Source organism: Mesorhizobium sp. P2_D1, assembly GCF_056404455.1.
On record NZ_JBFUDZ010000039.1, the window covers coordinates 1 to 14,099 of the forward strand.

At 60.3% G+C, this 14,099-nt stretch carries 9 protein-coding genes and 1 pseudogene; 6 read left to right on the forward strand and 4 right to left on the reverse strand.

Going from position 1 to position 14,099, the window contains the following annotated elements; all coding sequences use genetic code 11:
* Positions 1 to 144: 144 nt before the first annotated feature.
* A pseudogene (locus AC1D0I_RS23765) lies at positions 145 to 285 on the reverse strand (integrase); the annotation flags it as partial.
* Positions 286 to 422: 137 nt separating this feature from the next.
* On the opposite strand from AC1D0I_RS23765, the gene AC1D0I_RS23770 reads away from it, so the two are divergent.
* Entirely contained in the window at positions 423 to 875 is a 453-nt protein-coding gene (locus tag AC1D0I_RS23770; protein ID WP_477228632.1) for a hypothetical protein, read from the forward strand.
* Between the two features lie 138 nt (positions 876 to 1,013).
* Here the strand turns inward: AC1D0I_RS23770 and AC1D0I_RS23775 are convergent, their stop codons facing one another.
* The gene (locus tag AC1D0I_RS23775; protein WP_477398176.1) at positions 1,014 to 2,171 is read right to left on the reverse strand and encodes a sensor histidine kinase; all 1,158 of its coding nucleotides are present in this window, start codon (positions 2,169 to 2,171) and stop codon (positions 1,014 to 1,016) included.
* The gene (locus tag AC1D0I_RS23780; protein WP_477398136.1) at positions 2,131 to 3,132 is read right to left on the reverse strand and encodes a hypothetical protein; all 1,002 of its coding nucleotides are present in this window, start codon (positions 3,130 to 3,132) and stop codon (positions 2,131 to 2,133) included. Before AC1D0I_RS23780 ends, AC1D0I_RS23775 begins: the two co-directional genes overlap by 41 nt.
* A gap of 592 nt (positions 3,133 to 3,724) precedes the next feature.
* Here AC1D0I_RS23780 and AC1D0I_RS23785 point away from each other — a divergent pair.
* The 5 genes from AC1D0I_RS23785 to AC1D0I_RS23805 all read left to right on the forward strand — a co-directional run bounded on the left by AC1D0I_RS23785 (position 3,725) and on the right by AC1D0I_RS23805 (position 10,463).
* A complete protein-coding gene (locus tag AC1D0I_RS23785) occupies positions 3,725 to 4,771 on the forward strand; it encodes an AraC family transcriptional regulator (RefSeq protein WP_477304626.1) in 1,047 nt (348 codons plus the stop codon).
* A gap of 208 nt (positions 4,772 to 4,979) precedes the next feature.
* Positions 4,980 to 6,758 carry a type I secretion system permease/ATPase gene (locus AC1D0I_RS23790; protein WP_477398138.1) on the forward strand — a complete coding sequence of 593 codons (1,779 nt, stop codon included), beginning with the start codon at positions 4,980 to 4,982 and terminating at the stop codon, positions 6,756 to 6,758.
* A gap of 14 nt (positions 6,759 to 6,772) precedes the next feature.
* Positions 6,773 to 8,083, forward strand: coding sequence for an HlyD family type I secretion periplasmic adaptor subunit (locus AC1D0I_RS23795; protein ID WP_477304622.1), 1,311 nt, complete (start codon positions 6,773 to 6,775; stop codon positions 8,081 to 8,083).
* A 292-nt stretch (positions 8,084 to 8,375) separates the two neighbouring features.
* Positions 8,376 to 9,638, forward strand: coding sequence for a calcium-binding protein (locus AC1D0I_RS23800; protein ID WP_477398140.1), 1,263 nt, complete (start codon positions 8,376 to 8,378; stop codon positions 9,636 to 9,638).
* A 579-nt stretch (positions 9,639 to 10,217) separates the two neighbouring features.
* On the forward strand, positions 10,218 to 10,463 hold the full coding sequence (locus tag AC1D0I_RS23805) for a hypothetical protein (protein ID WP_477398142.1): 246 nt from the start codon (positions 10,218 to 10,220) through the stop codon (positions 10,461 to 10,463).
* Between the two features lie 713 nt (positions 10,464 to 11,176).
* Here the strand turns inward: AC1D0I_RS23805 and AC1D0I_RS23810 are convergent.
* The gene (locus AC1D0I_RS23810) at positions 11,177 to 13,498 is read right to left on the reverse strand and encodes an Orn/Lys/Arg family decarboxylase (RefSeq protein ID WP_477398144.1); all 2,322 of its coding nucleotides are present in this window, start codon (positions 13,496 to 13,498) and stop codon (positions 11,177 to 11,179) included.
* Between the last annotated feature and the right edge of the window lie 601 nt (positions 13,499 to 14,099).

Sequence of the window (14,099 nt, forward strand, 5' to 3'; positions counted from 1 at the left end):
TTCTACAGGTCTGTATGTGACACGAAGCGGTCACTAGCACCTCGCCACCGGACTGACCGCTTTCCACCCCATGGTGGTCGGGGCCGTTGAGATTGATAACCCGTCGAAGCGGTCATCCGCGTCGCGCCGGATGACCGCTCAACGTCAGATTTCGGTCCGCTCTGCCAAGAGCAGCGCGTCCTCCACGTCGACCCCCAGATATCGGACCGTGTTCTCAATCTTGGAATGTCCGAGCAGTATCTGGATGGCGCGGATGTTTCCCGTCGCCTTGTAGCTCATCGACGCCATGCACTATTGAGATAGGACGATGCCGCGTCGGAAACTTCTGTCCGCACGTGCAATGGCCGTAGGGCCAATATCGGCTATACGAAATTCGGAGGATGATGGCTGCTGCCCCTACGTCAGGTGGAGGGAAATCAGCCATGAAGATCGCTGTCTTGCCGAAGCGACGCCGCTTATCGAGCCAAGTTCTTGCCTTGGCTGTGCTGGTGCTGATGACTCTCCCGCTGGCGGATCACGTGACTGCACCTTTGGCGGACGAGGACGTCTCCCCGCCCGTTGAAGACATCGCCGCCTTGCTTCTGATCGTCGGTTGTTCGGATGGTCTTTCCCAATGCCATGAACTGCCCGCCCCGGTTTCCATCTTCGAAACGAAGGAGGATTGCGATCAGCAACTTCCAGACTCGCTCGGAGCCTTTACTGGGCAATTCGAACAGGTCTACGCACAATGCCTTTCGGTTGACCCGGTCATGGAAGATGAGGATGCCAAGCTCGTCTGGGAGGTTCACCCCGACGGAACCCTAACTGCCTCGGTCGAGGTAGCACCACCGCAGAGGATTGAACCAACCAGCACGGTTGCCCTTATTCGCCCTTAGAAACGGCTATTGACCCGGCACGGCGTTAATGCGCGGGCAAACCTCTAACGCACCAGAACCACCATAAATTCATGGCCGTCGGCAGATGTCCGCTTTGATGCATTGCGAACTCGAATTGGACGCGCGAGGCATCACCAACTATCGGACAAGAGGAAGTCTGATCCGGAACGACGCACCGCCGTGATCCTGATTTTTCGCACATATCAGTCCATTGTGCGCCTCGATAATAGTGCGCGTGATGGACAGCCCCATGCCCATGCCTTCCGCCTTGGTGGTGAAAAATGGTTCGAAGACCTCTTCCAATTTGTCTTCGGGAATGCCCGGTCCGCGATCAGACACGCACAACTCGGCAAACTGTTCAACGCGCGAAGTCCGGATGCTGATGGTGTGATTTTCGCTCGGCGTCTCGTTCATCGCGTCGATCCCGTTCACGACAAGATTCACAACGACTTGTTGAAGTTGAATGCGGTCGCCGAGGATCGGAAGCGCATACGGTGTGATCACGCTGAGGAGTTCGACTTTTCGGCCGATTGCTAGCGCCGAAAGAAATTCGACGGTTTCCCGTGCGAGGTCGTTGAGGTCGAGGCTTTTCAGTTCGAAGGGTGCCTTTTTCAGGAGGCTGCGCATCCTCTGGATGACGTCGGTAGCGCGCCGGTTATTCTGCAAGATATCGCTCACGATGTCGCCGAGTTCAGGGATGTCGGGGCTCGGCGATTTCAGGATGAATTCCGCGGATTCGGCGCTCATCAGAATAGCGCCGAGCGGCTGGTTTATTTCGTGGGCAATGGAGGCGGTCAGCTCGCCGGCGGTCGAGACGCGGCCGACATGAGCAAGCTCTGCCATGCGCTGCCGGGACTGGACTTCGGCCACTTGACGCCGACGATGCTCACGCAGCAGGACTGCAATAAGCCCGGCCTGTATCAGAACAACCGCAGTCACAAGGGCAATTTGCCAGGGATACCGTTCCAATTCGGTTAGCTCTTGGAAGTAGATTTGGCTCTCTGGAGGGAGACGGGCCTCGCTGATACCCCAGCGTCGCATCTGCTGCCAGTCGAACATTAGCTTACTGCTGGAGACTTCGGAAAAGTTTTGCTGAGGCACCGCGCCTGTCAGCAGCCGCAGAACCATCTTGGCTGTCTCAGCGCCATGCGCGGTGAAACTATACAGGCTTCCCCCTACGATACCGCGACCGAGGTATTGATCGACAAAGGCATAGACGGGCACGCTTGCCGCGTTGGAAACACGTTCAACGACCTCATGTGGAACGACGGGATGGCCGCTGCCGTCTCGAAACATCGAGACGAAGAGGACGATGTCTCCGTGCGGCAAATGCGAAAAGCCTCGCGAGAAGCTGTTCCAGGGGGAGTTCGGACAGGTAAGTAAACGAAACCCGGTTTTCATACGGACGGAACTCCTTCTGCGCCGCCGCGAGAAGGCTCTTGTCGAAGTCCGTCGTGCCGGAAACGACAACAACGCCTTCGGTCGCGGGCTGGAGACGAAGTGCAACCTCAAGTGTCGGCGCAAACTGCCTCTTTACAAGAACGCCGAACACGTTGCGTGGGAGCGCACGCGTGCCAAGTTGTCCTCGATCAAGCCCGCAGAACACAATTGGTGTGTTCGGAAATATCTGATCACCGTAGTTCAAAAGGAAATTAAGCGCAGGGGCCATGACGGCAACTGCTACGTCGATCTTCTTCTCGGCATATTTTGCACGGAGGAAGTCCCGCAGCAGCGTGTTGTAAGAATCTGAGCCAAATCGGGACAAATCCATCGACTCGCGATAGACCTCGATTGGCTCGGTGGAGTTGGACTGCAGTGTATGGACTAGTTCCGCGCTCAACACCGATAGACCAGGCAGTTCGACCCGTTCGTCAAAAAGCAGAACGATATTCCGCGTGGCAGCCGACACCGGCAAACAGCCAGCTATCGATATGGCTAAGCTCGCGCAGGCAATTAGAAGGTTGGCGCGCAGTCTCATGGCGAGCGGCAACACGAACCTGCTGCAGGATCGGATCTGAGCGGCAGTCTCGCCAATTGAGGTCAAAAGAATGACGGCGGCGGCGATCCACATATTGACCAGCCGCCTCATCCTCGATGTGTCCCATGCTTCTATGCAGCCTCGATGGGTCGCGATCAGTCTGTCTAGGATTTCGCGAGCATCCAAGGTAACTGCCATGCACTCGATGACCAGCCAGTCGAGGCTGAGACTGCCGCTATTGGCGAGCATTGGCAAGACCGAGCCCGGCGATGTGGGCATCCATTGTCCGAAAGGCGGAGATGCGACCCCAACAGGAGCGTGCAGAAAGGTCGAAAATTTGCAAAATAGACCTCCGGTGCTGGGCAACTGCGACCTCCAGCGTGGTTGCCGCTAGTGTCTGCTTTCAGTGGTTGGCAGGACTGGGTTCTACGGCCGAGATGAGGGGCACAGCTGCCGTTCACGTCGCGGCAGAAGCAGATCCGGTTTGGGGGCCAGAAGCGGAAGTTCGCTTCAGCGTCGACCGGCGCCGATCAGCCCTGCATGATGGATTGCAGGATGGCCTGCATGTGCTCTTCCAGGTCGAGTTCGCCCGTGCCTCAACGGGCAATAGGTAGTCGGCCTTGGCCCGGCGGTCGCCTCGGCTGGTCGCAGAATAAGAACAGATGGCCAGCAATGCTTGCTCTTCATACCGGTCTGCGATCTTGCGGTCGTGCCAACTGCTGCCCGCTCGATAAACAACCCGATGGAGTACGGCATAGGCGGTGTCATGGGCTGAGATATGGGCACACCCGTCTTGCGGCACGGTACAAAGTTTTGCGCTGAGCCGCCAAAGGCTCATAAAGCGTTAATCGCGTCGTGATACCGGACGACCGTGGCCGACCAGAATGAGCCTGTTTTCCGACAACTCGCAGCGGCGCCGACTACGGCCGGCCTGGCCACGCGCCTCGCCGTAGCCGAACTCCGACGCCGCGGCATCGATCCGGCCCCTTTGCTCGCCCGCGCCGGACTGTCAGCGGTCGCCCCCGATCACGACGGTCGGATCGATGTCAGGTCGCAGATCGAATTCCTCGAGCAGGCTTCGCGCACCCTCGGCGACGACTTCCTCGGCCTGAACCTGGCCGAGCAATTCGATCTGCGCGAACTCGGCATGCTCTACTACGTCGCCGCCTCGTCGCATTGCCTCGGCGATGCTCTACGCCGCCTCGAACGGTACGCCCAGGCGGCGAATCATGCGTTGATCTTGCGGATGCACAAGGGCTCGACCTTCCGGCTCGCGCTTTCCTATGCAGGCGTGCCGCGGCACCTCGACCGGCACCAGATGGAGTCCTTCGCACTGACGCTCGTCCGGCTCTGCCGGCAACTCGTCGGCCACAGGATTTCTCCGCTCGTCGCGAACTTCGTCCACCAGCGCTCGGGCGATCTGCGCCGTGCGCGGAACCTCCTGGGCTGCGACGTCAACTTTGGCGTCGACTCGGACGAGTTGATACTCGACCCTGCGCTGCTGGACCGGACGCTGGTGGCCGCCGATCCATTCCTTAACCGGCTGATGGTCGAGAATTGCGAGCAGGCGATGGCCGCCCGCCCCACCAACGTGGGCCCGTTCCGCACGATAGTTGAGAACACCATCGCGCCGCTCCTGCCCCACGCCGAGGCGAGCGCGAAGAAGGTGGCCGGCAGCCTCGGGCTAAGCGAGAGGACGTTCGCACGCCGCCTCGCGGCAGAAGGGCTTAGCTTCGGGGCCATTCTGGATGATCTCCGGCGTGATCTCGCCATTCGCCACCTGGAGGAGCCGGGCCTGCAAATCTCCCAGATCGCATGGCTGCTGGGCTTCCATCAGCCAAGCGCCTTCAGTCATGCCGCGCGGCGCTGGACCGGCAAGACTCCGTCCCAGTACCGGCGTGGCTTGTCATCGTCCTAGCAGATCCTGAGCGGCGGCTGCCGCCGTTGCAGCCAATGTAGTTGATCGGCACCGCCAACGACTTGCGCCCAGCCGCCACTGTCCTTGCGTCAGTGCACAAGGCATCCACCTAAGCGAAGAACGCCAGACCCACCGGATTGAGTCCAGTCACACATGGCTCGACGCCGTCGCTTCGGGTTGGTGCAGGAAGAAGGATCGAGGATATACTATGGCATTGCAGACGTTCGCCGCAGCGACTCGGGGCAATGAACTGAAGTCTGCGTTCTGGCAGTGTGCCGGGGCGCTGACGGCGGTGGCCGTTTTCTCGGGCATAGTGAATATCCTCGGCCTGACCGGCTCGCTCTACATGCTGCAGGTCTACGATCGCGTGATGCCGTCGCACAGTGTACCTACGCTTGTCGGCATCACCATCATCGCGGTCTTTCTGTACGCGGTCTACGGCCTGCTCGATTTCGTCCGCTTGCGCCTGCTCGTTCGGATTGGCAACGCACTCGACCAGAAGCTGCATGGCAAGGCATTCGCAGCCTCGCTGCTGCTGCCGCTGAGGGCAGGACAAGAGGGATCGCGCATCCAGCCGATCCGTGACCTCGACCAGATCAGGAGCTTCGTCTCCGGAAGCGGTCCGACCGCCTTCTTCGACCTGCCGTGGATTCCATTCTACCTCGTCATCATCTACATGCTGCATCCATCACTCGGGCTCCTAGCGACGCTTGGAGCAGTGGTCATCGTACTACTGACCCTCGTCGCCGAAGGGCTCGCGCGCGCGCCGTCAAGGCGTGCATCCGAATCGATAGTTGCCCGCACTTCCTGCTCCGACGCGGGCCGCCGCAATGCCGAAGTCATCCGCGCTATGGGCCTCTCCAACCGCTTCGGCAGACTCTGGAGTGAGCAGAACCTGCGCTTCTTGCAGGATCAGCGGCGGGTTTTCGACGTCATCGGTGCGACCGGCGCGCTTTCACGCACGTTCCGCATGATGCTCCAATCGCTCATGCTCGGCCTCGGCGCCTACCTCGTTATGGCAGGCGAGGCGTCTTCGGGCGTCATTATCGCTTCCTCTATCATGCTGGGCCGATCGCTTGCGCCAGTCGATGTCGCGCTCGCAAACTGGAAGGGCTTTATCTCTGCGCGAAGAAGCTACGACCAGCTATCCAGAACGTTGAACGCCTTTTTCGAGCAGCGTCAGCCGATGGCGCTCCCGCGACCGCAGCACACGCTGTCCGTCGAAGGCCTGACAGTTACTGCGCCAGGCCAGCAGAATGCTCTTATCCAGAACGTCAGCTTCACGCTGCAAGCGGGGACGGGGTTGGGCGTTGTCGGGCCGAGCGCATCCGGCAAGTCGACCCTGGTGCGCTCCATTGTCGGTGCGTGGCCGTCGCTGCGCGGGACGGTCCGGCTAGACAATGCAGCGCTCGAACAGTGGGATCCCGAGGCCCTTGGGCGGGATATCGGCTATCTGCCACAGGCTATCGAATTGTTCGACGGAACGGTCGCAGAAAACATCTGCCGCTTCGACAAGGATGCCGATCCCAAGGACATCCTGGCAGCGGCGCGGACGGCTGGAATCGACCGAATGATTCTCAGGCTGGCGGATGGGTTCCAGACGCGCATCGGCGAAGGCGGCAGCGCGCTCTCGGCCGGGCAGCGGCAACTCGTCGGGTTGGCGCGGGCACTCTACGGAGAACCTTTTCTGGTAGTGCTCGACGAGCCTAACTCCAATCTCGATGCCGACGGCGATGTCGCGCTCGCTACCGCCATTCAGAGCGTGCGCCAGCGTGGCGGCATTGTCATCGTCGTCGCCCACCGCCCATCGGCGCTGGCCAATCTCGACCAGGTGCTGGTGATGGCAGGCGGGACCTCGCAAGCCTTCGGCCCGAAGGAAGAAGTGCTTGCCGGCATCACCCGTCCGGTGGCCCATACGCAACAACCAGCGGCTCATTCAGCTTTGCGGCAGACCTCGACTGTCGTCCCCTTACACGATCGAAAGTGACCTCGGTGATTTCAATGTCCGTTTCAGAAAAGAATACGCATTCCGGCGAAGGCATCAGGGCCAACATCCTGTTCGGCCTGGCGGTATCGATCCTGCTCGTCGGCGGTGTCGGCGCGTGGGCGGCGAAGACATCACTCGCAGGGGCCGTCATCTCGTCGGGCACCGTTGTCGTCGAAAGCAGCGCCAAAAAAGTCCAGCACCAGACTGGTGGCGTCGTTGGTGCGATCCTGGTTCGCGAAGGCGACCGCGTCTCGGCGGGCGATGTTATTGTGCGGCTCGACGATACAACTGCCCGTGCCAACCTACAGATCATCGCACAACAATATGACCGCACGCTCGCCCGCCAGGCGCGTCTGCAAGCGGAGCGGCTGGGCTTGCCCGAGATCAAGCTGCCCAACAGCCTTGCCAGACGCGCCGGAGAGGCGGATGTCGACGCCTTGGTTGCCGGCGAGAAGGCGTTGTTCCAAAGCCGGACCAAGGCTTCGACAGGGCTGAAGGCCCAGCTCGAGGTTCGTTCGGAACAGTTGGCGAAGCAAATTGAAGGCCTGACCGCCCAGCGGGAGGCGACGGACAAATCGGCAGCGCTCGTCGAAAGGGACTACAACAGCCTTCAGACGCTCTATGAGCAAAAGCTCGTCTCGCTCGAGCGGGTAAGCACACTCCAGCTCGAGCTGTCGCGGCTCAAGGGCGAATCTGGCCGCCTTATGGCCGCCATCGCCGAGACAGAAGGCAAGATCAGCGAGACAAAGCTGCAGGCCCTCCAGGTCGACGAGGAGATGCGCAAGGACGTCAACGAGGAGCTGCGCGAGCTCGACGGCAAGGAGGTCGAGCTTGTCGAGCGCAAGGTGGTCGCGCAGGACCAGCTTGCCCGCACCGAAATCCGTGCACCCCAGTCAGGGTATGTGCAGGAGCTTGCCGTCCACACTATCGGCGGGGTCATCGCTCCGGGCGAGACAATCATGCTGATCGTGCCCGAGCAGGACCGGCTCGTGGTCGACGCCATGATCGCCCCCTCCAGCGTCGACGACGTTCGCCCCGGCCAGTCTGTGTCGATCCGCTTCTCTGCCTTCGACGCTGCCACGACGCCCGAATGCGAGGGCACCGTGCAGAGGGTGTCGGCTGACCTGATCAAGGACCCGCAGCGGCAAACTTCCTATTTCGTCGCACGCACGACCGTCGACGACCTGCAGGCCTGCTTGCAGGATGCCAGACGGCTGCAGCCGGGGATGCCAGCGGAAGTCCACATCCAGACCGGCGAGCGCGACGTCTGGTCCTATGCAATGAAGCCGCTATCGGACCAGCTGCACAGGGCGTTCAAGGAATAGTGGAGTCCGGCTGGCTGGGCCGGAATGTGTGGTACGCGCGTGGCATAAGCGCTCGTGACAGCCAAACACAAGTCTTTGGCGTGCGGCGACAGGCGCCACCCGATCTCAATCCTTATCTGTACGTTGCAATAATAACCATCCATCGCTCTATACAGGAGAACACATCATCATGGCGCTCATCAACGCCGACATCCCTTTGGACATGTGGTCCGACTTTGACTTTAGTTCGATTAACGGTTTCACCAATTATGTGTACAGCTCAACAGATTTCAAGTTGAATTACAGTAATGGTTTGGCAGATCATTTTACAGGATACGGGTTCACCTACAATTATTATTACGACAACTACTATAATATATATGTACAGCCGAACGGCGGTGGCATCGTTACCAGCTACCACGTCGATGACGCCTACGGCTATGAGCCAATCACGATATCCGGCATCAGTATTCCGTTTAGCGCAATCCTTGATGCTGCCGCCACCTACTCGAGGGCGGACGACGCAGCAGTCGTCGTGACTGCGCTGGCCGGAGCCGACACTATCTTGGGTAGCATCTACGCGGACAGGCTCGACGGGTTTGGCGGGAACGACACAATTTACGGCTACGACGGGAACGACGCTGTCTACGGCAGCGCCGGCAACGACTATCTCAGCGGGATGGCAGGCAACGACTACCTCAACGGCGGCACGGGCGCCGACACGATGGTCGGTGGCGCAGGCAACGATGTCTATATCGTCGATAATGCCTCCGACATCGTCAACGAGGGCCTCGCCGGCTCGACCGGTATTGACACAGTGCAGTCGTCGATCAGCTTCAGCCTCTCCGACACTGCGCACGTATTGGGCTCGGTCGAAAACCTGACGCTGCTCGGATCTGCCAACATCAACGGCACCGGCAACTCGATTGCCAACATCATCACCGGCAACACTGGCAACAACATCATCAACGGGCTCGGCGGTGCCGACACGATGAGCGGCGCCCGGGGCAACGACACTTACTATGTCGACAATGCCGGCGATCACGTGATCGAGGCCAATGGCCAGGGCACTGATAACGTGCAGGCCTACGTTTCCTTCAACCTCTCCGGTCAGGAACTGGAGAACCTGGCGCTGCGCAGCGCGGCTTCTATCAACGGCACCGGCAATTCCATCGCCAATGTCATCACCGGCAATTCCGGCAACAACGTCATCAACGGCCTGCTCGGCAACGACACGCTGTCCGGCAGCACCGGCAACGACAGCTTCCACTTCACCACGGCGCTCAACGCCTTGAGCAATGTCGACCGCATCACAGACTTCTCGGTGGTCGACGACACTATCCGGGTCGATAACGCCATCTTTGCAGCGCTTGGCGGCAACGGCACGCTGACGGCCGACCAGTTCGTCAAGAACACAACTGGCCTTGCGGGTGACGGCAACGACCACATCATCTACGAGACCGACACCGGCTGGCTCTATTATGACAGCAACGGCAGTGCCGCTGGCGGCTCGACCCATTTCGCCACGCTGGCTGCAAACCTTGCGCTCACCAACGCGGATTTCCTGGTGATCTAGTCCCTCCATTTGGGGGCCTGTAGCTCCTCACCGCGCTGACTTCCCACCGCTGCGGGGCCCATCAAGCGCGTCCCCGCCTGCGGGAGGGAGGACACCGGCCGAGGCCGCCTTAGCGAGTTCGCAGGGTGCAGGTACGAACGGCAACACCGCAAATTCGCGTTGGTTTCTTCCCCAGGGGCTCGGCAGCCAGGCTGCTAGCAAGACGGCCAGCCTCGCTTTGAACCCTATGAAGGCGATGCGAATCGCGCGCCTGCCAGGGGCCCCATAAGCCACCCCCAACCCCCTCCACCGACGAACCCGGCGGGGCGGGTGCCATTAGAACGCGCCGCGTAGGCAGACAGGCCAGCGCGCGTCAGCAACCGCGCGGGATCGATGTTGTGTCGCTCAAGCTCAGCAGAGGCCAAGCGCGCGGCCAGACCTGCCGCAGTCGGTATGGCTGCCAGTGTTCGAACGACCGCTGCACTCTGTTCGACCACTGGCGCACACCTCTCGGACCCGCTCGACCCTCCATTATGAAGCTTGGCAGCTAAGCGCAAATACTTGTCGCAGCGTTGCAAGATCAATTCGGACGAATCATCGATGCGAACGGTACGCAGGAAAAAGATCCAACCGCAGGCGCTGAACGGCTGGCGGAAACTGGGACGTGTTTTCGCGATCCTGTTCCTGCGACTGACGACAGGACACCTGCGTCGAGGAGGCGGCGGCGCAAAGGGATCCAACTTTGCGCCGCTGTCCTCCGAGCCGATTAATCAAAGCATGAAGAAATTGGCGGGGACACGACGTCTGGCGGCGCCCAGGCAAGTCGAATGGACTATTCGCACATGACGATCTGCGCAGTGGCACCAAGCAGCAAGATTTTGGCGTCGCGACCCAACGGGCTGTGCCACAGGGTTCCCATCTAGCTGGTCATTCAGGCTAACTGCTCCCGATCTTCATAGAGCTGTGACAAACCAAATGTCAGATAGATTTCGATTGGACGTCGCCCTCTACATCGCAGCTGCGGCGCGTGTGGGACGCAAGGTAACTTATGGAGAGCTGAGCGCCAAGTTTGGCGACCTGGCAAACGGCTGGGGACCAGTCCTCGCCGTAATGGCTGGCCGGCTGCACAAACGGGGCTGCCCGCTATTGCCTGTGTTGGTGGTTTCCGTGGACACAGGGCTGTCGAGCGAAACAATTTATCGCCAGTTTGGGCTGATGGGCGACGCGGCGACGCGGCGACGCGGCGACGCGCGCAGAACAGCGGAAGTGCTATGATTTCAACTGGCCCGGATTCTTCTTCGGATGGGTCTCGAAGGAAGGTGGTATGCCCGCCAGGTATCGCGCTAGCGAACGCCGAAGCAACGAACTCTGCGAACCGATCATTGACGCCGAGGCGCGCTAACGCTTCTGGCCTTGAGGCAGTGAGACACGGACAACAATCCCCGACAATCTAGCTCAGGTCATAGCTCGTGCGGACCGGCCACTTTCTGACACCAGCAACTGATCGCCGGCGAAGCTCGGCTGCAATGGCGCGAGTCATCTATTTGCCCGGACTACGATCAAAGCGGGTTCTGTGCCTCATTCAAGCACCAGATGTGGTAACCGCCTTGCTTGTGTACGGCGCCCTCGACCTCCTTTTCGAAGCCGGGGAAGCGCTCGCCCCATTCCTGAAGGGCACGGATGAACGAGAGCCAAGGGCCGTCAACCGGGCCCATGCGCTCACCGGGCATCACGATGGGTATGCCGGGCGGGTACGGCATGATCCCGACCGCGGTGACGCGGCCCGCAGTCTTGTCCAACTTGAGCAGCTCGGCATTTCCACTCTGCAGCTGCTGGAATGCGGCACGCGGCGTCGTCACGATCTCGGGCAGGTTTCCAAAGGCGGCGGCCTGAAGCGCATCTACGCGCATCGCCCGCATCGCCTCGAACATCTCGTCAGCAAGATCGCGGAGGCCCATGTCGCGGTAGCGATCCGGCGCGACTGCGACGATTGCCGGCAGTACCTGTGAAAGCGGCGCGTTCGCGTCGTAGTCGGTCTTGAAGTCCAGCAGCGTGCTGATCAGTGTGCCCCACTTGCCCTTCGTTATGCCCATGGTGAAGAGGCACAGCACCATGAAGTCAGTCGTGCGTGAGGGTATCGTGGCATTGCGGCCGAGATAGGCAGACACCACGGGGGCCGGAATGCCCCGCTCCAGCAGTTTGCCGTCGTCACCCATGCCCGGCGTAACGATGCCTGCCTTGATGGGATCAAGCATACACCAGTTCTCCTCAAGGTCGGCGAATCCGTGCCACGCTGCGCCAGGTTCAAGGACCCAGGCCTCCGGGTCGTTGGCCAGCTGGTCGCGGTCGGCATCGGCGAAGTCGACCATTGCACCGGTCTTCGCGTCGCGAACTTGCGGGGCGTTCCAGGGATGGAAGAACCACTCGTCCCTGCCCGCAAAGTGGCGATGCACCTTTGCCAGCGCCATGCGGAAATCCACTGCCTCTCTGATGACCTCCTGGGTAAGCGTCCGGCCACTTTCACCGTCCATCATTGCAGCGCCGACTTCGTTCGACGCGAACAGCGAATAAAGCGGTGACGTCGTCGCCTGGATTACAAAGGATTCGTTGAAGCGGCTGTGTTCAACGGGATTACGCCCGTTGCGTATGTGGATGAAGGACGCCTGAGACAGCGCCGCCAGCAGTTTGTGCGTCGAGTGCGTAGCGAAAAGTGTGGGACCATCCTTGGCACGGGTCTTAGGGTCGCCCCGCATCGCATGGCGACCGGCGTACATGGCATTGAAGCGGGCATAGCCATACCACGCTTCATCAAAGTGCAACCTGTCAATGGTTTTGCCCAGCTCGGCCTCGGCTGCCTCGGCATTGAGACACATGCCGTCGTAGGTACAGTTCGTGACGACCGCGTAGACAGGCTTGTCGCCCTTTGCCTGCGCGCGCAACGGGTGGGAGGCGACAGCAGCGGCGATTGCCTCAGGCTTGAAGCTGTTGCGCCGTAGCGGCCCAATGATCCCGTACCGGTTGCGCGTCGGGGTCATGTAGATCGGTATGCCGCCGGAAAGCACCAGCCCCTGCTCGATCGATTTGTGGCAGTTTCGGTCGCAAAGCGCGAACTGATTCTCGCCCACGCAGGCCATGAAGATGGTCCGATTGGATCCCGACGTGCCATTGAGCACAGAGTAGGATAGATCTGCACCGAAGACGCGGGCGATGAAGGCCTCACTCTGCTTCACCGGTCCGCTGTGATCGAGAAGTGAGCCGAGATTGCCCCTTTCTATCCCGCTATCGGTTCTGAATAGGTTCTCACCAAAGAAATCGAAGAATACCCTCCCTATCGGCGACTTGGCAAAGGCAATTCCGCCCTGATGGCCGGGCGCCGACCAGGAGTGCTCGTCAGACTGGCTGTAACGCAAAAGTGCATCAGTAAACGGCGGCAGAAGTTGTGCCAGATACCGCCGGATTGCTGCGAGCGCCCGGCCGGCAACGAATGTCGCCGTGTCCTCCAGCATCCAAACGAACTCATCGGCGAGCTGCATCGCCTCGACTGTCATCGAACCCCTGGTATCACGGTCGGCCATGAGAAACACTGGTGCTCGAGAGTTGCGCGCCCGGATGGCGCGCAGCACCTCGATCGCTGCAGCGTGACTGCCCTCGTCGTTCATTCCCAGCGTCCAATCCACGAAGTAACAGTGCAGGCCGGCATCCGAGTTCACGATCGCCAGGCCGTCCTCGTATGAGGTTGCTTCAGCGACCCCTACGTTCTGGTGGCGAAACTCCTCCACCAGTTCTGCTACGGCACGCCCGCGTGAGCTGCCTGGTTTCGCCAGCTCGTCATCGACAATCAGAGCGCGCATTTTGAGCTGAATGTTCGTGCGTCCCAGCATGTCYTATGCCCTCAAAGCTTGATCAACCCTTGTGCGTCGGCGGGAACCAAGCTGACTCCCGATAAGTCGCTTGCGCTTGGCGTCATTGCAAGGCGGTGGAGGTTGACCGCGGCGGCCAAAGTGCGCTGACATCGATGAGCCACCGAGGTCACGCTAGTTCCTCCTCACTAAGATTGAGCGCTGGAGCGAGGTAACGATCAAGAATCAGGCAGGTAAGTTACCGTAGCATTGGACGGCCTCGTCCCGCGTACGTGTTGCTAGCATGTTGATGATCGTGGAATCGGACACGGCCGTCCGCCTGAGCCGCAGCACCAATGAACGAACGGCGGGGTTCAGGATCATCGTAAGATTCAAAGACGCCATTGCGGCGCAAAGCGGACCCACCTTTATGCACGCCGTTCTACGCGAGAGCACTCCCACCCTCTTAAGCGACTTTACATCATCCCGAAACTGGGCGCAGATCGAACCAGCGAGGCAGAACCGGAGAACGCCAGCTGTGCGGAGTAAGGTACGGACTGCAACGACATTGCGTGACGGCGAAATTCGCCGCCGAAATTACGCTATTGCCGCCGTTTGTACCCTCACTCCCATTCGATTGTTT

What these genes read in the sequence shown, in the direction of transcription:
- AC1D0I_RS23770 (WP_477228632.1), top strand. Translation starts at nt 423, where the DNA reads ATGAAGATCGCTGTCTTGCCGAAGCGACGCCGCTTATCGAGCCAAGTT.
- AC1D0I_RS23775 (WP_477398176.1), bottom strand. Translation starts at nt 2,171, where the DNA reads ATGTTTCGAGACGGCAGCGGCCATCCCGTCGTTCCACATGAGGTCGTT.
- AC1D0I_RS23780 (WP_477398136.1), bottom strand. Translation starts at nt 3,132, where the DNA reads ATGCCCACATCGCCGGGCTCGGTCTTGCCAATGCTCGCCAATAGCGGC.
- AC1D0I_RS23790 (WP_477398138.1), top strand. Translation starts at nt 4,980, where the DNA reads ATGGCATTGCAGACGTTCGCCGCAGCGACTCGGGGCAATGAACTGAAG.
- AC1D0I_RS23795 (WP_477304622.1), top strand. Translation starts at nt 6,773, where the DNA reads ATGTCCGTTTCAGAAAAGAATACGCATTCCGGCGAAGGCATCAGGGCC.
- AC1D0I_RS23805 (WP_477398142.1), top strand. Translation starts at nt 10,218, where the DNA reads ATGCGAACGGTACGCAGGAAAAAGATCCAACCGCAGGCGCTGAACGGC.
- AC1D0I_RS23810 (WP_477398144.1), bottom strand. Translation starts at nt 13,498, where the DNA reads ATGCTGGGACGCACGAACATTCAGCTCAAAATGCGCGCTCTGATTGTC.